This is a genomic window from Methylophilus sp. 5 (assembly GCF_000515275.1).
Classification (GTDB): Bacteria; Pseudomonadota; Gammaproteobacteria; order Burkholderiales; family Methylophilaceae; genus Methylophilus.
In genome coordinates, this window is record NZ_KI911560.1 from 12,770 (window position 1) to 34,839 (window position 22,070).

The window sequence follows — 22,070 nt, forward strand, 5'->3', positions numbered from 1 at the left end:
CTGATTGATTTGAACTATTGATTTGATTTGGGATTTTCTTGCTGATTATGTAAAACATCCCGCTTGTGAACAAGCAGCAAACATCGGGTTGCGCTGCTTGTTCTGGGCAAAGTCGACGTGCAAGCCGTTCACGCACGTTGTGCTAGCCTTGCTAGTGCTGACCACCGCCTGCCAGGCACAAGACGCGCCCTGGTTTGAGGTCAAAACAGGCAACACCTACCAGACACGCTTTTCGCTCACCAACGATACGCCCCCAGAAGATACCTCAGCACTGCGCGAGCTGTTGCAAAAACACCTGACCATACACGAAGCCATGCAAAACCCGCGCATGAACGACAGCGAATGGCGCCGACTGGTACAAAAAACACCGCAAGAAATCGCCGACTTACTGGCCACTGAAGGCTACTTCAAAACAAAAACACTGAGCTATCAGCCTGTAGCCAACCTGGCCGAATTTCGCATCAAGCTGCCGCCGCAAGCCAAAGTCAGCCAGGTCAATGTAGCCATTACCGGCGAAATTGAGCAAGCCAGCCACCAATCAACCTTAGAAGCCGCACAAAAAAGCTGGCCGTTGCCGGTTAACAGTGTGTTTACCCAGCAAAGCTGGAGCAGCGCCAAGCGCGAGTTACTGGCGACACTGCTGCGTGCAGAATTTCCTAATGCAAAAATCACCAAGTCGCAGGCCATGGTCAATCCGCAAACGCAAGAAGTGTTGATTACCCTGACGCTAGACTCAGGGCCTGCGGTGCGTATTGGCGCGGTCCAAATTCATGGCCTGCAACATTATCAAGAATCGCTGGTGCGCCCACTCAACACACTAAAAACCAGTGCACCTTATCGCCAGGCAGATTTACTCAATTTGCAAAACAGTTTTATGGCCACCGGCAAATTCCGCTCGGTGGATGTCGTCGCCAAGACCGAAGCACTCAATGCTGACCAGAGTGCAGACATCATCGTCACCGTGCACGAAATGGAGCAAAACACCCTGCGCATTGGTGTCGGCGCCAGCACCAATACCGGCGCACGCATTGTGTTTAACTACACAGACCGCAACCTGTTTGATCGTGGTTTGCTGTGGGACAGTAGCCTTAGACTTGAGCAACGCTTGCAAGCAGTGACCTCCAACATTACCTTCTTAACCGATGAAAAAGGCTATAGAGACAGCATCCAGAACAGCGTAACACGCACTGACCTTGAGGGACAAATCACCACCGCCGTACAAAATGGGGTGCGCCGTTATTGGGGCCAACCCAGTATTTTCGAGCAATATGTCGGTGCTAATTTACTGTATGAATTTTTAACCGTGGATGGTGAATCGTCACAATTTAACAAAGCGGCAACCCTGGCCTATGGCCTTAATATGCGCAAACTAGATCATCCGCTGGCGCCGACCAAGGGCTGGATATTGAACACTCAATTTCAACTGGCACCTTTGGACAAACTGTCTGACGGCCGTTTTCTGCAATCGCAAGCCCGTTTGCAGGCGTTTTACCCACTGACAGCATCCACACAATGGCTGGGCCGTATTGAAGTAGGCTCGGTGACAGGCGCACGCAGCGTGCCTGCCACTTATTTGTTTAGGGCTGGTGGCGACCAGTCTGTACGCGGTTACGCCTTTCAGTCGCTGGGTGTGAAAGAAGCCGATGCCATTGTCGGTGGCCGTGTGCTACTCACCGGCAGCAGCGAAATCGTGCAATGGCTGACCTCCTCATGGGGGGCCGCCATGTTTGTCGATTTTGGTCATGCCGCCAACAGTTGGAAAGACTATGACCCAGCCTTCGGCTACGGCCTGGGTGTGCGCTGGCGCAGCCCGATTGGCCCGGTCGGCGTAGATATCGCCTATGGCGAAGAAACCAAAGAATATCGTTTGCACTTTAACCTGGGCGTGAATTTCTGATGTCACTCACTCACACTTGCTACCGGCTACTCAACAGACTGCTCATCAGCGTGTTGTGCTTGTCATTGATCATCACGCCGCAAATAGTGTGGGCGGCAAACGTGCTACTGGTGACTAGTTTAAAAGAGTTTGAAACTGACCTTGGTAATGCCATCCTGAAAGTAGAAGGCATAGACTCGCATATGCGTTTAGGCGTCACACCCAAAGGCGAACTGACGGTGTCGCAGTTTCGTGCGCGGCAGATCACCTTGCGCTTTAAACCTGCCGCTGAGTTATCGCCAGTGCCCAAGTCTGCCCAAACACCGCTACCAGCGCATATTAACATTCCACTGCCGTTTCATTTGCTCTCGGGCCAGATTGATCAACTCACCATTATCCAGGGTGCAAGCACCTCGCACATCACGCAGATTCAGTTTGACCTCGATGCCGACAACCAAGCCTTGCAGTTTCGCATTGCACAAGCGAACAGCCCATGGGGCCAGGTGAGCACGCATTTTCAGATGCAAAATGCAGCGCCTTTTCCGCTTAACGGCTGGCTAGACTTGCAACAAACGCACTCAGAATTACCTTATCACCTACGCACCGAACTGCATGGTGACTTAACCCGGTTGCAGATCGCGGCCAACCATCACTACCAGCCACAAGCCAGGCCATTCGCGATTGTGCCCGCCAATGGGCAATATGAAGACATGCTGCAAATCAGCGCTAGTATTGGCCTGGATGACACACGCAACAGTCACTTATTACTGCATCTGCAACAATTGCAAGCCAAACATATCCACCCGCAACTGGCTGGCCAGTTGGACTTAACAATCGTCGCCGACGGCAGCCTGACCGAACAAGGCCAGATGCTGGCAACCATAGATGCCGGAGATAGCCGTTTGCAAGGGCAACCGCTCATCGTGCGCGGCAGCGCCAGCCTGCAAGGCAGCCAGCTCATGCATCTGGATTTATTGGCACAACTGGATAAAAACAAGCTGACCATGCAGTCAGCTAAAGAGGTGACCACACCCTCTGCCAACACATTGTCCTGGCAGGCAACCTTAGCCAATCTGGCGCAACTGATGCCAGGCTTTGCTGGCCAGGTAAAAGGCGCTGGCACTGTGCAACAATCCGCAAACGGTTTTGCCGCGACTTATCAACTCTCTGGCCAACAATTGCAGCTGCCGCAAGGACTCACATTGGCTAGCGTTGAGGCACAAGGCCAAGCCGCTAACCAGTCACAAGGCCCTCTCGAAAACCATATCAAGCTACGCGGCTTGTCGCAGCAAAATGCCAATGGGACAGATAGCCCACCGATTGACGCCGAGCTTAATCTGACTGGCACGCTGGCAAAGCATCACTTGGTACTTAAAGTGAATGATGCAGATGCATTACTGCAGCGTAACCTGCTGTTAGCGCTGGATGGCAGTTGGCAAGAAAACACCTGGCAAGCACAGTTAACGCAATTGCAAGACGCCAATGGCAAAGTATTTCAACTGGCACAACCAGCCAGCCTGCGCTGGCAAAGCGAACAAGGCTTTCAGTTACAAAACCTGCTCATTCATGCGCTGGCCGGTCAATTACAACTGGATCGGCTAAGTTATCGTCCGGCCAAAACCGCCAACCTGCTCACACAACAAGCGGCCGAAAAAGTACAGTTCAGCACGCAAGGTTCACTCAAGGCGTTTCCGTTGCAAGCAGTGATGGCCTGGCTGCTGCCCGAACAGTCAGAAGCCCTGCCCGCAGATCATTTGCGCGTCTCGGCCCAATGGCAACTGGCATTGGATGCACAACTCAATGGCAAACTGCACCTTGAACGCGCGGCGGGCGACTGGCAAACCTACGACCATAGCCAGGCACGTTGGCAAGGGCTGGGCATTAATACACTATTAGCAGATATGCAGGCGCAAAATAATCGCATTAGCGTACAAAGCAACATACGCGCAGACAACGCGATAGACCTGCAATTCACAGGCAATACCGTCGTCACGCCCACGCAAAATGGCCTGGTTATTCAGCGCTCGGCCCCACTCTCGGCACAACTCAAAGCCAACATTTCACAACTGGCTTGGCTGGCCAAACTCATGCCTGATATTCAGCCCGCTGGCCAATTGACAATAAATGCCCAGGCCAGCGGCATGATCGCCAAGCCGCAATTACAAGGCAGCATTCAAGGCCAGGCGCTTGCCTTGCAAATGCCCTCGCAAGGCCTGTGGCTGGAGCAAGGCAACCTGAATGCCACACTGGCTGATGATCAAGTCAAATTTGAGCAAATACACTTTGCTGGCAAGAGTGGAGAACTCAATGGCAATGGCCTGTTAACTTTCAAAGAAGACCGCTGGCAACTGGATGCCGCGATGCAACTCAACAAACTGCAGGCTTTATCCAGAGTGGACCGCTGGGTACAATTGAGCGGCAATACCAAGCTGAGTATAACCAGCGGGCAAACCACACTCAGCGGCAACCTCAAGATTCATAAAGGCCTGTTTGAGCTACCCAAAGCAGACAAACCCAAGCTGGATGAAGACGTCATCATTGAGTCACCGCAAGCAAGTGCGCCCGCACCCGCCTCTACCCTAGTGTTTAAAGACTTTGCAATAGACTTTGGCGACAAACCATTAGTACTACCGTTTAAGGAGTCTGAGCAATTTATGTTGCGCGGACAAGGTTTAAACGGTGCATTGAGTGGAAATATGCAGCTTAATGGCCTGCTGGACGACCTCACGGCGGCCGGCACGCTGGAAATCACCGGCACCTATATTGCCTATGGCCAGTCATTGAATATAGAAACCGGCCGCCTGATTTTTAGCGGCAAGCTACCCAATATCGGCCTCGATCTCCTCGCCACACGACAGGTAGAAAGTACTAAAGTCGGCATACAAATCAATGGCAGCCTGCAAACCCCGCAATTAAAACTGGTCGCCACACCTGACACCAGCAACGAAAATAAAATCTCGCTGTTAGTGCTGGGGCAACCCATGTCACAAGTGGGTAGCAGCGACATGGCCTTATTGTCAGTGGCGGCAGGCGCGCTATTATCCCAAGGCGACTCAGTCTCCCTGCAAACCAAAATTGCACAAGCCGTTGGCCTCGACAGCATAGATGTACGCGGCACCGGGCCCACCAATTACGCGGTGAGCGTCGGCAAACGGATTAACCGCAACCTGGTGGTTGGCTACGAAAAAAGCATTGTCGGCCTGTTAAATGTTGGTAAACTCACCTATCAACTAACCAAGCGCATCTCGATCGAAACCAGGACCGGTTCGGATAACGCGCTAGACGTATTTTATGGTTTTAGCTTTGACTAATTGAGCCTTTAAACGCATGAGCACCGACCAAACCAATCCAAGACTAGCCGTGCTGATAGATGCGGACAATACGTTTAACGTGATTCCCATCATTGATGCACTCTTTGAAGAAATCTCCAAGTTTGGCGATGCCAGCATACGCCGCATCTATGGCGACTGGACCCAGCACCAACTCAGTCGCTGGAAAGAGGTACTGCCCAAACACGCCATACAACCGATGCAGCAATATGCCAATACCAAGGGCAAAAATGCAACCGACAGTGCACTCATTATTGATGCGATGGATTTACTCTATACTGCACCCCTGGATGGCGTCTGCATTGTCTCCAGTGACAGTGACTTCACCAGGCTCGCTATCCGCTTCCGCGAATCGGGCAAACGGGTGTATGGTTTTGGCGAAGCCAAAACGCCTGAATCTCTACGTGCAGCCTGTAACCAGTTTGTCTTTATTGAGATTCTGTCACAAGACAAAAAAGCCGACGAAGACGCCATTGCATTAACCAGCAATGATAAAGCGATGGCGGACAAGCCAGATAATTTAGCTAAAAATACTGCCGCTGCACCCGAGCTGGTGGCGCTGAGTCCAGTGGTCAAAAAAACCTCACAACAACTGGCAATGGACACAAAACTGGTCTCACTGATACGCTCGGCGATTGAGGCGCTGTCTGATGATGATAGTTTTGCCAACCTGAGTGAAGTCAAAAAACACATCATTAAAAACTACTCAGCATTTGACTCCAGAAACTATGGCTATGCCAAATTTAGCGAGCTCATTCAAACCATCGGTTTGTTTGAGTTAGACACAAAAAAACAACACGTCAAAGATAAACGAAAAAAATAATGACAGAAATTCTTGTTCTATATTATTCACAAGGCGGTGCCGTCAAAGAGATGGCGCAACTGATTGCACGCGGCGTTGAAAGTGTTGCCGGGGCAAAAGCACGTGTGCGTACAGTGCCTAAAGTCTCTGCCGACTGTGAAGCAACAGCGGCCGACATCCCAGCTTCTGGTGCGCCTTATGCCACCCTGCAAGACCTCGAAGAGTGTGCCGGACTCGCCTTGGGCAGCCCAACCCGTTTTGGCAATATGGCAGCGCCGATGAAGTACTTTCTTGATGGCACATCAGGCTTATGGCTAAAAGGCGCGCTCATCGGCAAACCGGCTACGGTTTTCACCTCTAGCGGCTCGCTGCATGGCGGCAATGAAATGACTCTGATCACCATGATGATCCCACTCATGCATCATGGCATGCTGCTGCTGGGCCTGCCTTATTCTGAGCCACAACTGGGCACCACCAAAACCGGTGGCACACCCTATGGCGCCAGCCATATTGGTGGCGCCATGGATGACCAGCCGATATCAGACGATGAAAAAAAATTGTGCATGGCGCTGGGGAAACGCCTGGCCGATACCGCACTCAAATTGCAATAACCGTTTTTTAGGAAAAGTCACGTATGTCTGCTGCCCTCGCCCATGAAGCCCGCCAGTTTTTGTTTTCAACCCGCCATGCGATCTTGTCGACGCACTCAATGAAATACCCTGGCTATCCATTTGGCTCAGTGGCGCCGTTTGTGTGCAATCAACAAGCCGAGCCAGTGATTTTAATCAGCACCATTGCCGAGCACACTAAAAACATTCTCGAAAATGCCAAGGTGTCGTTACTGGTCTTTTCTGGCGCTGACGATTTGCAAGCCAATGCACGCCTGACTCTGATGGGCGAAGCGATGTATTGTGACAAGCAGGACGCAGACCTGCGCGCCCGCTATTTACGTTATCTGCCGCAATCGGCAAGTTATTTTGATATGCATGACTTTCACTTTTACCGCATCCAGATTGAGCAAGTGCGCTACATCGCGGGCTTTGGCCGCATGGGCTGGTTTGAAGGCAATGCGCTCAATGACGGCCTGGCTGACAGCATGCTCGCGGCACAAGAAGGCGGCATCGTCGCGCACATGAACGAAGACCACAAAGACAGCCTGCTGCAATATTGCCAGCATGTGCATGGCGTGACGGCCGATCACGCCGAAATGGTCGGCCTCGACGCAGAAGGCTTTGATGTGCAATATCATCAGGGCGAAGAAACACAGGGCCTGCTCCGTTTTCAATTTGAACAGCCAGTTTTAAATGCCATGGATGCCCGTAAGGCACTGGTCGCCCTGGCACAAGCAGGTAGAGCATAATGCCGCAACTTTTATTGATGAGCCGCATCGCGGCCAGTAGCAGCCTGCTGGGCCTGATTATGCTATGCCTGGGTTGGGAGATTTTCTGGGCACCGCTGCGGGCGGGCGGTAGTTTACTGTTTCTCAAAACGCTGCCATTACTGCTGCCGCTATTTGGCATTTTGCGCGGCAAACGCTATACCTATCAATGGTCAGGCATGCTGATTTTGTTTTACTTCACCGAAGGTGCCGTCAGGTGCTGGTCAGAGGCCGGATTATCACGCTGGCTAGCGGCCGTTGAAGTCGTACTCAGCCTGATTTTCTTTGCCAGCGTGATTGTCTACTCCAAATACACAGGCCGCCGTTACCAGCCTGTTTGAAATAGCGGCGCCAGTGTCAATCATGGCGCTATTTTAAGCATAAATTCTTTCGTGCACGGACGCTGACAAGCCCGGTAAACCTTATATAATATCGGGCATGAGAATTCTGTTATCCAATGACGATGGCTATTTGGCACCAGGCCTAAACACACTCGCCACGCACTTAAGTAAAATCGCTGATATTACGGTGGTAGCCCCAGAGCGTAACCGCAGCGGCGCTAGTAATTCATTAACGCTAGATCGCCCCTTGAGTGTCAAACAAGCGGCCAATGGCTTTTACTATGTTAATGGCACGCCTACCGACTGTGTGCATATCGCGCTCACCGGCTTGATGCAAGACATGCCGGACATGGTCATCAGCGGCATCAATGATGGTGCCAATATGGGCGACGACACCATTTACTCAGGCACCGTTGCTGCCGCAACCGAAGGTTATTTGCTAGGCATTCCTTCATTTGCTGTTTCTATGTCGCAACACCAGCCTGCGCATTTTGAAACCGCAGCAAAAATCGTGGTCGAGCTGGTCAAACAATATAACCACAGTGAATTTACCGAGCCTACTCTGCTTAACATCAATGTGCCAGATCTGCCATTGCAAGAAATTAAAGGTCGCCAGATCACACGTTTGGGCAAGCGCCATAAGGCCGAATCGGTGATTAAACTGCAAACGCCACGCGGTGAAACCGTGTATTGGGTCGGTGCCGCCGGGCAACCAAACGATGGTGGTGAAGGCACTGATTTTTATGCAGTCTCACAAGGCTATGTTTCCATCTCACCGATTCAGGTAGACCTGACCAAGCATTCGCAAATCGCAGCCATGCAACAATGGCTGCAAGCCAAGAATTAAGCATTATGGCTATTTTAAGAACCTCCAGCAAAACCGGCATAGGCATGACCTCGTCACGTACGCGCGAGCGCATGCTGTCGCGCCTGCGCGAACAAGGCATTACCGATGAAGTCGTGATTGCCGCCATGGCCGATATTCCGCGCCATATTTTTGTCGATGAGGCGCTGTCTATTCGCGCTTATGAAGATGTGTCATTGCCGATAGGCTATGGTCAAACCATCTCGCAGCCTTATATTGTGGCCAAAATGACGCAGATTTTGCGCAACGGCAAACAGCCCAATAAAGTACTCGAAATCGGTACTGGCTGCGGCTACCAGACTTCGGTTTTATCACGCGTGAGTAACGAAGTCTACTCGCTGGAGCGTATTCGCCCGCTGGTAATGAAAGCCAGAAACCACTTGCGGACACTAAAATGCACCAACGTTAAACTGGATCATGCCGATGGCAGCCTGGGCTTGAAAAGTTATGGCCCGTTTGACGCCATCATGGTCACCGCTGCCGCTAGCCATGTGCCACCAGAGCTGGTTGAACAACTGGCGGTGGGTGGCCGCATGGTGATTCCTGTAGGCACCACAGAGCAAGTATTACATCTGATCGAACGCACCGCGCAAGGCGTACAACAAACCGCGCTAGAGCCGGTCAAATTTGTTCCATTGTTGGGAGGCACCGCTTTATCATGACACTACGCACTTTGCTCACGGCATGGGGGGCGGCCTGCACACTGGCGGCCTGTGCCCTGAATTCACCCATGCCCCGTGCGCCAGTCAGCAGTAGCCCCGTCACTAATGACACCAAACCAGCCACGCTAGGTGCTAATCAGTACCTGGTGCAAAAAGGCGACACGCTGTACAGCATAGGCCGCAAGTTTGGTATTCCGTTTATGAAACTGGCCAACATCAACCAGTTGCAAACCCCGTATGAAATCCATGTTGGCCAGGTATTGAATCTCAATGCAAAAACCAGCAACACAGGCATGGCTAACAACAAAATCAATGAGGCTGCCAGCACGCCAGACGACGCCGAAGTCGTCACCTCTGCGATTAGCCGCCCAGACACCAATGGTGCAGGCGATGCAGCCCAGGCGACAACGGCCCCAAGCAATACAGCACCCACGCCCGCAGAAGCAGATAAAAGCACAACAGCCACTGACCTGGAAGCCATTGCCGATAGCGATATCCAATGGCAATGGCCTTTAGCCGGTAAAGTCAGTACCGGCTTTGATGCGCAAACCAACAAGGGGTTTAACATCACCGGCAATCCAGGCCAGGTGATTAACGCAGCTGGGGCTGGCAAAGTCATTTACAGCGGCATGGACGTGCGTGGTTATGGCAAGCTGATCATCATCAAACATAACAGCAATCTGCTCTCGGTGTATGCACACCAAGGGAACTCTTTGGTCAAAGAAGGCGCGTTTGTGACCTCTGGTGAAAAACTGGCCAACCTGCCTCTTGCAGCCAATAGCAAATCACCTGTATTGCATTTTGAGATTCGCCAAAAAGGTAAGCCGGTAGACCCGGCCAGCTATTTACCAAATAATCCGGCTACAATAGGCAATAACAGTTAACACCCGCGCCCTCTGTGCGGGCTTGAAAGCAGTTAATCGCGCTGATGCGCCTATTGCTTAAAAGGAATCTCGCATGGATCCAAACCGTTACAGCAAAAACCAGACTATCCGCCCTGATAGTCCGTGGAAAATCGTGCAGGCATTGTTGACCCTGGGCTTGATGCTATGCGGCTTTATCGGCATTGCCATACATGTATTTGGCAGCGATCAAGGGCCTATGGACTGGGTGCAATGGGTGATGGCCTCAACGCTCAACATGGTACTTACTATTATTGGGCTGCTGGCGGCTTTCGCATTTCACCGTTACATCACCCACATCAGCAGCCAGCAACGGCGCTCAGCCAGCAACCTGCCCGTTTACGCCATGATGCTGATTGGCGCCTACTTTATTTACAGACTGGTCAGCACAGGCCATTGGTAGCAAACGACCCTGCCAGCTGTCATGGCAGGGATAAGCATCAGGCCGTTTTGGCCAGTGTTACAGGTTGCACGCTGCAGCGGTTCATACCACTAAAAATAGCCTTGATAGAAGCCGTGACAATATTGGTATCCATCCCTACGCCATAACAGACTTTGCCCTGGCAGACCACCTCGACAAAAGCGCAAGCCGTTGCCTCGCCGGCAGACGCACTGGCACCCAGTGAACGCTCTTCAAAACTACGTATCTGCACCTGTATACCTATATTTTGTAGCGCATGTATCGCCGCATCTACCGGCCCATTGCCATGCCCGCTGGCGATGGTCGGCACACCATCAACCGCAATATGCATACGGATGGCTTGCCCTTGGGCGTGTGTTTCGAGTTGATAATCTTGAAAATGCATAGGCACAACGGCAGATACATACTGTGCATGAAACAGTTGCCACAGTTCGGCGGGCCCGACTTCACTGCCATGCTGGTCTGTGTATTGCTGCACCACGCCCGAAAACTCAACCTGCATACGTCTAGGCATCACAACGCCATAATGGCTCTCCATCAGGTAAGCCACGCCGCCCTTGCCTGACTGGCTATTGACGCGAATAATCGAATCATAATTGCGGCCCAGGTCTTTGGGGTCAATCGGCAGATAGGGTACGTTCCAGCGCGTATTCGCCTGCTGTGCAGCAAGGCCTTTTTTGATCGCATCCTGATGCGAACCCGAAAACGCCGTAAACACCAGGTCACCTGCGTAAGGGTGACGCGGATGTATCTCAATCTGCGTACACTCTTCCACCGTGCGGCCAATGGCATCAATGTCAGAAAAGTCCAGGCCTGGATGCACGCCCTGGGTGTACATATTGAGCGCGACTGTCACCAGGTCAACGTTACCAGTGCGCTCACCATGTCCAAACAGGCAGCCTTCTACCCGGTCAGCACCCGCCATGATGCCCAGCTCGGTCGCAGCGACCGCTGTACCACGGTCATTGTGTGGATGCAGGCTTAAGATCACGCTATCGCGGCGTGCCAGATTGCGATGCATCCATTCAATCTGATCCGCATAAACATTCGGGCTGGCGACCTCTACCGTCGCCGGACAATTAATAATCACCTTGCGTGTCGGCGTCGCCTCCCAGGCCTCAGTCACGGCATCGCAAACCTCTTTAGAAAACTCAAGCTCAGTCGCGGTAAACGTTTCCGGGCTATATTGCATCACCACTTCGGTCTCAGGCATGTCAGCCGCCAGCGCCTTCACCAGGCGTACCGAATCCACTGCCATCGCTTTCACCTCGGCCTGGCTCATATTAAAGACCACGTCTCTAAATGTAGGCGAAATCGCATTATAAATATGCACAATCACGCGCCGCGCGCCGCGCACTGACTCCATGGTGCGGCGTATCAGGTGCTCACGCGCCTGCGTCAGCACCTCAATGGTCACATCGTCAGGAATACGTTTTTCCTCGATCAGGCTGCGCACAAAATTAAAATCGGTTTGTGACGCCGAAGGAAAAGCCACCTCAATCTCTTTAAACCCCATCTGGCACAGCATATTAAACATACGCAGTTTCTTTTCTGCATCCATAGGCTCAAACAGCGACTGGTTACCGTCGCGCAGATCGGTACTCATCCAGATCGGCGGCTGGCTAATGACCGCATTCGGCCACTGACGGTCTTTGAGATTCACAGGTGGAAAAGCCTGATATTTTTGTGCGGATTGTGTCTGCATGCTGTGCTCCATCGATTTTGTTTTTGACAGGAGACATGATAGAGGTTTGGCGAAAAATTAAATTGCTAATTTCCACGTAAATAGCCAATTTAAAAAATATTATTTCAATTTATTTATTATTTTTGTAATATTATTTCAATATAAAATTAAAGTTGAAATTTATATGAAATTAGACAGGTTCGACAAAGCCATACTCAGCATTCTGCAAACTGACGGACACATCAGCAACCAGGAACTCGCTGACCGTATCGGCCTCTCCCCTGCGCCATGCCTGAGAAGAGTCAAAGCATTAGAACAAGCAGGTTTGATACTTGGCTATCAGGCACTGGTCGATGCCAAAAAGCTAGGGCTTAGCCTGATGGCGTTGATTGGCATCTCCATGGATCAACACACGCCTGAGCGCTTCGCTAACTTTGAAAACAGCATCGCGCAGATTCCAGAAGTGCTGGAGTGCCTGCTGATTACCGGCCAGCAATCGGACTACTTGCTTAAAGTGGTCGTCAAAGACATGGACGACTACCAGCATTTATTACTGCATAAAATCACTAAGATTGCGGGAGTTACGGGGGTTCATACCAGTTTTGTGCTGAGGAATGTAGTGGCACGAGCCAAAGTGCCCGTGGATTGAGATATGGGCATAAGGGATATTTATAAAAGTGATTCCTTGGATCCCTAAGAATCGGCTACTCTGTATTGAATGCTTTTTCGCCTTGATGGCGAGTTACTTTTTTTGCTTGCCCCAAAAAAGTAACCAAAAAGAGGGCACCCAGCCATCACGGCCTAAAGGCTCCCTTGCGTTGCTCAACAAAGTGGGCGTCCATCGAAACTCGCCCTAGCGGCTTGCAAAAGACGCAAGCCACCGCGGAGCTCGAACAGCCGATGGCCGACTACCCCCACTTCGCCTCCGCTACTCAGCGTGATGGGATGGGATTTATCTCGCCAAACTCACATTGCATAAATGCGGACGGTTCAAAAAACAGATTCTTCTTATTCAATTTACGAACGGTTGCAGTCGCATGGTTTTCGGGGTCCCCATCTGACGCGCCGAGTAGCGCAGGCGAAGTGGGGGTAGTCGGCCATCGGCTGTTCGAGTTCCGCAACAAGCCACGTTGTGTGTGGCTTGTCAGGGCGAGTTTCGATGGACGCCCACTTTGACGAGCAACGCAGGAATAAAGCGGAAGCTGGGGTGCATTTCTTTTGGTTACTTATTCTTTGGGCAAGCAAAGAAAAGTAACTCGCTGTAAAAGCGAAAAGCAACCTACCAAACAACCACAAACACGTGGGCATTCATACCCACCCTACAACGACTCGCCGAAAAGGCGAAAAGCAACCGTCCAACAAAGAACAACCTTTTACCCCCCTCCTCGCCTCGCTCCACACCGGAATGACGAACAATCTGTACGAATCGCACAAAAAGCAAAAGGCCATGCAATGCATGGCCTTTTAAACGCAACAATCAATGATTATTGCTTGGCGTCTTCCGCCTTGTAATACTCTCTCACCGCCGTCATATCAAACTCACGCGCCCATTTAATAATCTCATCCAATGCCGGTGCACCAATCTCACCCACTTGCGCATGGATACCTGCACGCTCACGAATCACCAGTAAACCCGGAATTTGTTTGACTTCAAAATACTCAGAAATTTCCGGATCTGTTTCAGTATTCACCATGCCAAACACAATATCTGGATTTTTTGCTGCTGCGGCTTCAAACGTAGGCGTAAACGCTACGCAAGGGTCACACCAGGGTGCCCAAAAATCAACCACCACAAAGGCATTGCCTTCGATGGTTTCTTTAAAATTATCTTTGGTCAGTGTTACAACCGCCATACTATCTCCAGTCCAAAAAATTGTTTTTATGTGGCATATTTTAACAGACGAAACTTGCTGCAAGAGAAATTTTCGTCAGGTGTTGATGCAAATGCCCCAAAACAAAAAAGTCGGCAATGCCGACTTTTTTGTTTCAAATGCAAATAAATTAAGCAGTGAATTTTTTTCTACGTACCAGCACAATTACGCCTAAACCAGCCATCAGCAAACCATAAGTTTCTGGCTCTGGCACAGCCGTGATTCTGAATGCATAGTTCAGGCTAGTCACATCATTGTCTCTCACAAATGCAGAAGCAGCTGAGTTGATGTTACCCTGTACGAATGAGTCTACAGGACCATAATATGCGCCGTTAAATTTGTTGCTATAGTCTTGCGCAAATACAGCACCGCCGTAACCAATCACATCATACCAAGCTTGGTAGTCGATGTTTGCGACTGACGCATCAATTGTACTGATGACGTAATCAGAGGCAGAACCACCAAACAACAATGCAGCCGCTTCTTGTGCGGTGTAGGCTAACGGGCCATTAGTGGAGTTATAGGCACTATCACTCCAGTAGGGAGCGGCATCGTTATACACGGACCAGCTACCAACAAAAGTATAGCTCGCGGCATTTGCCAGTGACATACCCGCAAATAATGCAGCACCCACTAGCGTTTTGAAAAAGCGTGACATCAACATATTATCTCTCCTCAAACGATGAACCTGCATTAGCAGGCATATTTTATTAAAACCTTTATTGATGGGCCATCCTAATTCATCGCATAAAATAACTCAACAACAATCTTATGTATCAGCGGCTTATCTACCCAAATGGGCTAATGTGACGAGTCATTGACCTTGCCATATCCCGTTAAAAAACAACTCTTCCAGTGGTTTACGGCTACGAGCGGCCAGTTCGCGCGCTTTATCTTCATCAGATAAACCTTCTACGGCAGCTTGATAACCCACCGTGACCATGGCCAGAATTTGGTAGCGTTCAGGCACGTTAAAGGTGGCGCGTGCTTTGTCGGCATCAAAGCCGCCCATCTGGTGCGCCATTAAACCTAATGCGGTGGCTTGCAAGCACAGATTTTCAGTCGCTGCGCCAGTGTCGTAGGCGGCCCATTTATTCGGTTTATCGTTATGGCCGAACAAGGTATCTGCACAAATCAACAGCAAGACTGGCGCGTTGACCGCCCAGCCCTGGTTACCGGGTACCAGACAATCAAACGCCGCCTGCCACGCTTGTATATTATCGGCCTTGTTGCAGAACACATAACGCCATGGCTGGTCACCAAAACAAGATGGTGCCCAGCGCGCGGCTTCAAGCAAGCTGACGACTTGCGCTTGACTGACAGGCTGAGCAGCATCGTAGGCGCGGCCGCTCCAGCGGTTAGCCAGCAGTTCATGAATGGCTTGTTGGGTGATGGCAGGTTTTTGCATGGTCAAATCCTCACAGTTGTTTTTTCAAAAGATACAGTAACTCTAACGCTTGCTTAGGGGTTAAATCATCGGGCTGAATGCGCTCTAACTCTGCGACCAGTGGATGCTGTGGCGGCTCTTCTGGCAGCTGGCTGGCAGCAAACAGGTCATTTTGTGGCGTGGCAGCAATGGTCTGGTTTTCGAGTTGCTGCAACTTGCGCTTAGCCAGTTGCACCACAGACTTGGGGATGCCTGCCAGTTGTGCCACCTGAATGCCGTAACTCATGGTGGCAGCGCCCTCTTCTACCTTATGCAAAAACACAATGCCTTGCCCGTGCTCAACCGCATCCAGATGCACATTGGCGGCATGCTTGGCTTCATCGACAATACGCGTCAGCTCAAAGTAATGCGTAGCAAACAAGGTGAGTGATTTGTTTTTTTCGAGCAATTGCTTAGCCACGGCCCACGCCAGGCTCAAACCGTCAAATGTGCTGGTGCCGCGGCCAATTTCATCAAGCAACACCAGGCTATTGGCGCTGGCATTATTAAGAATATTGGCGGTTTCCGTCATTTCGACCATAAAGGTAGAGCGGCCACCAGCCAGGTCATCAGACGCACCAATGCGGGTAAAAATGCGGTCAATATCACCAATCACTGCGCTTTGCGCTGGCACAAAACTACCGCAATAGGCTAGCAATACAATGAGTGCAGTCTGCCGCATAAAGGTCGATTTACCGCCCATGTTTGGGCCGGTAATCAGCAACAGCTGGCGATACGGATTCAGCACCACATCATTCGCGACATAAGGCTGGGCAATACTTTCGACCACCGGATGACGGCCGGATTGAATATCAAGGCCACTATCGGCGCGGAACACTGGCTGCACATATTGCAAGGCCCGTGCGCGCTCGGCAAAACAGGCCAGCACATCCAGTGTAGCCACGGCAGTCGCAATCCGCTGCAAGCTAGCGATGTGCGGTAATAAAGTATCCAGCACCTGCTCGTAAAGCATTTTTTCGCGCGCCAATGCACGCTCATTGGCACTGAGCACTTTATCTTCAAAGGTTTTTAATTCAGGCGTAATAAAGCGCTCAACGTTTTTCAAGGTCTGGCGACGGCGATATTCCGGCGGCGCACTTTCGGCCTGCAAGCGACTGATTTCAATATAAAAACCATGCACGCTGTTGTATTCAACCTTGAGGTTACTAATGCCAGTACGCGCTTTTTCGGCAGCTTCAAATTGTAGCAAAAAGTCACCGTGATTGGTCTGGATTGCACGCAGCTCATCCAGCTCGGCATCGTAGCCGTTGGCGATCACGCCGCCTTCACGCAACACCGCTGAAGGCTCGGCCTGAATGGCTTGTGCCAACAACTGCAATGCTGATGATGGTACTTGCAACTCATCCAGCAAGCCACGCAGTAACATTGCACTGGCTTGTGGCAGAGTCATCGTAATCGCGGGCAACTGCAACAAACTATCACGCAAGCCGGATAAATCGCGCGGACGCGCCGTTTTAAGCGCCACCCGTGTGGTCATGCGCTCAATATCACCAATCGGGTGCAAGGCCTGCTGCAAGCCACTCTCAAGAAACTGCTGCAACAACTCAGCTACTGACAAATGGCGTTGTTGAATCGTAGCCTGGTCACGCAAAGGGTGATGCAACCAGTGGCGCAACAAACGCGCGCCCATCGCGGTTTGCGTTGAGTTAAGCAATGAATATAAGGTTGGGCTCACTTCGCCGCGGATAGTCGTATCAATTTCCAGGTTACGCCGTGTCGCCGCATCCAGCTGCAAATAATGACTGCTTTGCTCTACGCGCAAGCCCACAATATGTGGCAACGCCGTGCGCTGCGTGTGTTTTACATACTCCAGCAATGCGCCCGCCGCCGTGACGGCCGCAGGCATTTCACCACAGCCAAAACCTGCCAGGTCATGCGTATTAAATTGCTGGGTCAAACTGCGCTGAGCCGTGTCCGAATCAAACTGCCATGGTGCCAACCGTTTTTTGGCACAACGGGTTTGTTGCAACACATCAGAGACATGATCTTCAGCGATCACCAGTTCGGCCGGATGAATACGCTCCAGCTCCTGCGATAAATGCCCGGGCGCGATTTCGCTTAATACAAACTCGCCCGAAGCCAGATTGAGCCGCGCCAATCCAAGCACGCCCTCGCCTTTTGCCACGCATAACAAAGTGTTATCACGGGTTTCATCCAGCAAAGCGGCATCAGTTAAGGTGCCAGGCGTAAGAATACGCGTCACCTCACGCGCAACCGGCCCTTTAGAGGTGGCCGGATCGCCCACCTGCTCGCAAATCGCCACCGCTTCGCCCATTTTGGCCAGCTTCGCCAAATAGCCTTCGGCCGCATGATAAGGCAAGCCCGCCATTTTAATCGGCTCGCCATTGCTGGTGCCACGGCGGGTCAACGTAATCCCCAATAAACGCGATGCTTTTTCAGCATCTTCAAAAAACAGTTCGTAAAAATCACCCATGCGGTAAAACAGCAGCATATCGGGATACTGTGCTTTCAGCGCCAGGTATTGACGCATCATCGGGGTGTGGTTTTCGAAGGACATGCAGGGAAACTTTGATTTAGATGGATTGGAATAAATAGCCAGTGCATCTTACAACAAAAGAATGCTTTTTTGCGGAGAGATGCTTTTTTCGCAAGTAAAGGAAATGATAATGAAGAAAATCATTCTATTAATTTTTAATGCTTCGCATATTTAGCAGTGTTTTTTCGCCTTGTTGGCGAGTTACTTTTTTTGCTTGCCCCAAAAAAGTAACCAAAAAGAGGGCACCCAGCCATCACGGCCTGCGGCTCTCTTGCGTTGCTCAACAAAATAAGCCGGTCACGAAACTCGCCCTAGCAGCTTGCAAACTACGCAAGCTGCCGCGGAGCTCAGACAGTCGCTCCCTCTACTCTTATTTTGTCTCCGCTACTCAGCGTGATGGGATGGGATTATTCTCATTTAAGTAGCAGTGTGGAAGTTGGAACGGTTAAAAAAGAAATTCTTTGTCTTCAATTCACGAATAGTTGCGCTCACCTGGTGTTTGGGGTCCCCATCTGCCGCGCCGAGCAACGCAGGATTGGCGGGAGCTTTCGGCCATCGGCTGTCCGAATCCCGCAGTAGCTCACGCTTTGTGTGAGCTGCCAGGTTGAGTTTCGATGGACGCCCGACAAGCCGAGTAGCACAGGAAACAAGCGGAAGCTGGGGTGCATTTCTTTTGGTTACTTGTTCTTTGGGCAAGCAAAGAAAAGTAACTCGCTGTAAAAGCGAAAAGAAACCTTCCAAACATCCTCAAACGCGTGGGCATCAATGCCCGCCCCACGACTTTCTTAAGGGCAAGCATAAGAAGATCGCCTAAAAGGCGAAAAGCAACGTTACATCAAAGCTAAACACCCAAAAAAATACCCTTCTAACCCCATCAACCACAAAAAAACAAACCCGGACATTTCTGTCCGGGTTCATCATGTAATACAAGAGCAAAGACTTATGACTCAAGTGTCGGTGTCTTAATCCGCTCAGTTAAATGCGGTGCAATCACTTGCAGCATTTGTCCGAATACTTTTGGGTTCGCCGCCACAATATTACCCGTACGCAACCAGCTTTCGTTGCCTTCAAAGTCGCCGACAATACCGCCAGCCTCTTGTACCAACAAGGCGCCCGCTGCGATATCCCATGGTGAAAGATTGATTTCAAAGAAACCATCGGCAAAGCCAGCAGCCACATAGGCTAAATCAAGCGCAGCGGAGCCCGGGCGACGCAAACCTGAGGTTTTTTTCGCCATGTCGCGGAAAATATTGATATAGGTGTCGAGGTAGCTAAAATCTTTAAACGGGAAACCGGTAGAAATCAGGCTCTCTTGCAATTTGGTGCGCTGGGTAACACGAATACGACGGTTATTTAAAAACGCGCCGCTGCCTCTGCTGGCGGTAAACAAGTCGTTACGCACCGGGTCGTAGATTACCGCCTGGGTCAACACGCCTTTTTCTTGCAGAGCGATTGAAATACAGTAGGCCGGGAAGCCGTGCAAAAAGTTGGTGGTGCCATCGAGCGGGTCAATAATCCAGATACTGTCTGACTCAGTATTGGATTTACCGCTTTCTTCACCATAAAAACCATGCTTGGGGTAGGCATCTTTCAGGATATTAATAATGGCTTGCTCGGCGCCACGGTCAACTTCACTGACAAAGTCGTTGGTGTCTTTTTGCTCAATTTTTAAAGCGCCAATATCGAGTGCAGCACGGTTGATGATTTTGCCCGCTTCACGCGCGGCTTTGATGGCAACATTTAAGGTAGGATGCATGCTGTGTAATCGAGGTTCAACTGATAAAATAGCATTTTAACGTTTTATCAGGCGTTCACAAAATGAATTACTTTTTTTGTGACACGCGATCAGCCATCTTATGACCACACTCTTCAATAATATCCGCGTTGTCCTCTGCCAAACCAGCCATCCTGGCAACATTGGATCCACCGCGCGCGCCATGAAAACCATGGGGTTGAGCCGCCTGTACCTGGTCCGCCCCAAACACTTTCCAGACGCTGAAGCGAACTCGCTGGCGGTCAATGCCGCCGACTTGCTGGAGACAGCAGTGGTCACAGACACACTAGAAGAAGCGCTGGCGGATTGCCAGTTTGTGATTGGTGTCACAGGCAAAGAGCGTTCACTGTCACAACAAGTGATGACGGTGCGTGAAGCAGCCCAGGAAGTAAAGTCCGTCGCCAGCCATAGTGAGGTCGCGCTGGTATTTGGCACCGAAATGAGCGGTTTAAACAATGCCGAGGCTGATCGCTGCCATGTACTGGCGACGATTCCGGCCAACCCGGAATATACGTCGCTGAACCTGGCGCAAGCGGTGCAAATCATGAGTTACGAAACCCGCATGGCAATCACGACCGGCGAGCTGCACTATCAGGAAAAACCGGTAGACCTGGCAACACAAGAAGACCTGGAGCGTTTTTATGAACATATGCGCGAGGTGCTGGAAGAGATTGGCTATATCAATCCACGTGCGCCAAAAAAACTGTTCGAACGTCTGCGCCGCCTGTATGGCCGTACCCGCCTAGAAAAAGAAGAAGTGAATTTGCTGCGCGGCATTTTGACGCTGACCGTGAACCCTAAAAAACATAGCAAATACTAATCACACCACTGCCGGTTTTTAGACGCGCACGAAACTTAATGGCATAATGCGCCCATGTTTAAGCACCTCAAAGAAGATATTTCGATTGTGTTTGACCGCGACCCGGCGGCACGTACCCATTTTGAAATTCTGACCACCTACCCTGGTGTGCACGCCTTGATTTTGCATCGCTTTAGCCACTGGTTATGGAGTCATCGCCTGTATTGGCTGGGCCGCGCCCTCTCCCACTTTGGGCGCTGGATCACCGGCATAGAGATTCACCCAGGCGCGACTATTGGCCGCCGTGTGTTTATCGACCATGGCATGGGCGTCGTCGTCGGTGAAACCGCGGTTATTGGTGATGATTGCACGCTTTATCATGGCGTGACGTTAGGCGGCACCAGTTGGAACAAAGGTAAACGTCACCCGACACTCGAAGCTGGCGTGGTGATTGGCGCAGGTGCAAAAGTACTGGGCCCGATTACGATTGGTAAAAATGCCAAAATCGGCTCCAATGCCGTGGTAGTGAAAGATGTCCCAGAAGGGGCTACCGCGGTCGGTATTCCCGCACGTATTTTAGAAGAAGAAAAAGCCAAGCAACGCCAGGATGCAGCACAAAAAATGGGCTTTAGTGCCTACGCCGTGGGCAACGATGAAAACGACCCCATGATCAAAGCGATCAACAGCCTGCTAGATCACGCCCACAAACAAGAGGCCGAGATTGCCGAACTCAAAGTGCAACTAGCCAAACTCAGTGACACCGAAACAGACAACAATGTTGGCGAAGCCTTTGCCAAGAAACCCGACTAGCCACCAACCCGCCATACTGGCCTGTATTTGTTAATCTCAGGCAGCCCAATCAAGCCCTGAACTTTTCGGCCATAATAATTGACTAAAACAGTAGGTTATTATACAATTCACCTCTGTTTTAAAAGGTCATCTCAAGATGCGATTAACCACCAAAGGACGTTTTGCTGTCACCGCGATGCTGGACATCGCGCTCTACGAAGCAGACAAGCCCGTGACATTGGCGGGCATTAGCGAGCGCCAAAGCATTTCGCTGTCTTATCTTGAACAGTTATTTAGCCGCCTGCGTAAGCAAGGCCTGGTTTCCAGCGTACGCGGCCCAGGTGGCGGCTACCGCATTGCCAAAGCGCACAATGAGATTTCGGTCTCTGACATTATTACCGCCGTGGACGAGCAAATTGATGCCACCCAATGCGGTGGCAACGAAAACTGCCACGACGAAGGCCGTTGCATGACGCATGAACTGTGGGCTTCATTAAATAGCAAAATTCTTGACTATTTATCCGGCGTCAGCCTGGCAGACATGGTTGAAATGCAACGCAAAAAAGGCGCGGGCACCGTGGTCTTCTCTCCAAGAAAATGTGGTTCTGAAGCAACCATTGCCGCCTAAATATT

20 protein-coding genes are annotated in these 22,070 nt (G+C 51.0%); 14 read left to right on the top strand and 6 right to left on the bottom strand.

The window, feature by feature from the left end:
• Positions 1 to 139: 139 nt before the first annotated feature.
• The 10 genes from METH5_RS0100050 to METH5_RS0100095 all read left to right on the top strand — a co-directional run bounded on the left by METH5_RS0100050 (position 140) and on the right by METH5_RS0100095 (position 10,558).
• Complete coding sequence (locus METH5_RS0100050) at positions 140 to 1,897, top strand: autotransporter assembly complex family protein (RefSeq protein WP_232410874.1); 1,758 nt, start codon at positions 140 to 142, stop codon at positions 1,895 to 1,897.
• Positions 1,897 to 5,187, top strand: a complete 3,291-nt coding sequence (locus METH5_RS0100055; RefSeq protein ID WP_029146560.1) for a translocation/assembly module TamB domain-containing protein — start codon at positions 1,897 to 1,899, stop codon at positions 5,185 to 5,187. The genes METH5_RS0100050 and METH5_RS0100055 overlap by 1 nt, the downstream gene beginning before the upstream one ends.
• Before the next feature lie 16 nt (positions 5,188 to 5,203).
• Positions 5,204 to 6,028, top strand: a complete 825-nt coding sequence (locus METH5_RS0100060) for an NYN domain-containing protein (RefSeq protein WP_029146561.1) — start codon at positions 5,204 to 5,206, stop codon at positions 6,026 to 6,028.
• Positions 6,028 to 6,618 (top strand): NAD(P)H:quinone oxidoreductase, encoded by a 591-nt coding sequence (wrbA, locus tag METH5_RS0100065; protein WP_029146562.1) that lies wholly within the window; start codon positions 6,028 to 6,030, stop codon positions 6,616 to 6,618. Before METH5_RS0100060 ends, wrbA begins: the two co-directional genes overlap by 1 nt.
• Before the next feature lie 23 nt (positions 6,619 to 6,641).
• Positions 6,642 to 7,367, top strand: coding sequence for a HugZ family protein (locus METH5_RS0100070; protein WP_029146563.1), 726 nt, complete (start codon positions 6,642 to 6,644; stop codon positions 7,365 to 7,367).
• Positions 7,367 to 7,726 (top strand): DUF2069 domain-containing protein, encoded by a 360-nt coding sequence (locus METH5_RS0100075; protein ID WP_369758893.1) that lies wholly within the window; start codon positions 7,367 to 7,369, stop codon positions 7,724 to 7,726. The genes METH5_RS0100070 and METH5_RS0100075 overlap by 1 nt, the downstream gene beginning before the upstream one ends.
• 97 nt (positions 7,727 to 7,823) lie before the next feature.
• Positions 7,824 to 8,573, top strand: coding sequence for a 5'/3'-nucleotidase SurE (gene surE, locus METH5_RS0100080; RefSeq protein ID WP_029146565.1), 750 nt, complete (start codon positions 7,824 to 7,826; stop codon positions 8,571 to 8,573).
• Positions 8,574 to 8,578: 5 nt separating this feature from the next.
• The gene (locus METH5_RS0100085; protein WP_198290664.1) at positions 8,579 to 9,253 is read left to right on the top strand and encodes a protein-L-isoaspartate(D-aspartate) O-methyltransferase; all 675 of its coding nucleotides are present in this window, start codon (positions 8,579 to 8,581) and stop codon (positions 9,251 to 9,253) included.
• Entirely contained in the window at positions 9,250 to 10,137 is an 888-nt protein-coding gene (locus tag METH5_RS0100090) for a peptidoglycan DD-metalloendopeptidase family protein (RefSeq protein ID WP_029146567.1), read from the top strand. The genes METH5_RS0100085 and METH5_RS0100090 overlap by 4 nt, the downstream gene beginning before the upstream one ends.
• 73 nt (positions 10,138 to 10,210) lie before the next feature.
• Positions 10,211 to 10,558, top strand: a complete 348-nt coding sequence (locus tag METH5_RS0100095; protein WP_029146568.1) for a hypothetical protein — start codon at positions 10,211 to 10,213, stop codon at positions 10,556 to 10,558.
• Between the two features lie 37 nt (positions 10,559 to 10,595).
• On the opposite strand, the gene leuA is transcribed toward METH5_RS0100095, so the two are convergent.
• Positions 10,596 to 12,281, bottom strand: a complete 1,686-nt coding sequence (gene leuA / locus METH5_RS0100100; protein ID WP_029146569.1) for a 2-isopropylmalate synthase — start codon at positions 12,279 to 12,281, stop codon at positions 10,596 to 10,598.
• Positions 12,282 to 12,444: 163 nt separating this feature from the next.
• Between leuA and METH5_RS0100105 the strand changes: the two genes are divergently transcribed.
• On the top strand, positions 12,445 to 12,909 hold the full coding sequence (locus METH5_RS0100105) for an Lrp/AsnC family transcriptional regulator (protein WP_029146570.1): 465 nt from the start codon (positions 12,445 to 12,447) through the stop codon (positions 12,907 to 12,909).
• Positions 12,910 to 13,744: 835 nt separating this feature from the next.
• Here the strand turns inward: METH5_RS0100105 and METH5_RS0100110 are convergent.
• The 5 genes from METH5_RS0100110 to METH5_RS0100130 all read right to left on the bottom strand — a co-directional run bounded on the left by METH5_RS0100110 (position 13,745) and on the right by METH5_RS0100130 (position 19,831).
• Positions 13,745 to 14,113 carry a co-chaperone YbbN gene (locus METH5_RS0100110; protein ID WP_029146571.1) on the bottom strand — a complete coding sequence of 123 codons (369 nt, stop codon included), beginning with the start codon at positions 14,111 to 14,113 and terminating at the stop codon, positions 13,745 to 13,747.
• A 148-nt stretch (positions 14,114 to 14,261) separates the two neighbouring features.
• Positions 14,262 to 14,795 carry a PEP-CTERM sorting domain-containing protein gene (locus tag METH5_RS0100115; protein ID WP_029146572.1) on the bottom strand — a complete coding sequence of 178 codons (534 nt, stop codon included), beginning with the start codon at positions 14,793 to 14,795 and terminating at the stop codon, positions 14,262 to 14,264.
• 150 nt (positions 14,796 to 14,945) lie between these two features.
• Positions 14,946 to 15,539: a nitroreductase family protein gene (locus METH5_RS0100120; protein WP_029146573.1), complete on the bottom strand. Its 594-nt coding sequence runs from the start codon at positions 15,537 to 15,539 to the stop codon at positions 14,946 to 14,948.
• Between the two features lie 10 nt (positions 15,540 to 15,549).
• Positions 15,550 to 18,096, bottom strand: coding sequence for a DNA mismatch repair protein MutS (mutS, locus tag METH5_RS0100125; RefSeq protein ID WP_029146574.1), 2,547 nt, complete (start codon positions 18,094 to 18,096; stop codon positions 15,550 to 15,552).
• Positions 18,097 to 19,015: 919 nt separating this feature from the next.
• On the bottom strand, positions 19,016 to 19,831 hold the full coding sequence (locus METH5_RS0100130) for an inositol monophosphatase family protein (protein WP_029146575.1): 816 nt from the start codon (positions 19,829 to 19,831) through the stop codon (positions 19,016 to 19,018).
• A gap of 100 nt (positions 19,832 to 19,931) precedes the next feature.
• Between METH5_RS0100130 and METH5_RS0100135 the strand changes: the two genes are divergently transcribed.
• The 3 genes from METH5_RS0100135 (at position 19,932) to iscR (ending at position 22,065) form a co-directional block, all read left to right on the top strand.
• Positions 19,932 to 20,669: an RNA methyltransferase gene (locus METH5_RS0100135; RefSeq protein ID WP_029146576.1), complete on the top strand. Its 738-nt coding sequence runs from the start codon at positions 19,932 to 19,934 to the stop codon at positions 20,667 to 20,669.
• Positions 20,670 to 20,723: 54 nt separating this feature from the next.
• Positions 20,724 to 21,458, top strand: a complete 735-nt coding sequence (cysE, locus tag METH5_RS0100140; RefSeq protein WP_029146577.1) for a serine O-acetyltransferase — start codon at positions 20,724 to 20,726, stop codon at positions 21,456 to 21,458.
• Between the two features lie 136 nt (positions 21,459 to 21,594).
• Positions 21,595 to 22,065, top strand: a complete 471-nt coding sequence (gene iscR, locus METH5_RS0100145) for a Fe-S cluster assembly transcriptional regulator IscR (RefSeq protein ID WP_029146578.1) — start codon at positions 21,595 to 21,597, stop codon at positions 22,063 to 22,065.
• The last annotated feature ends 5 nt before the right edge of the window (positions 22,066 to 22,070 follow it).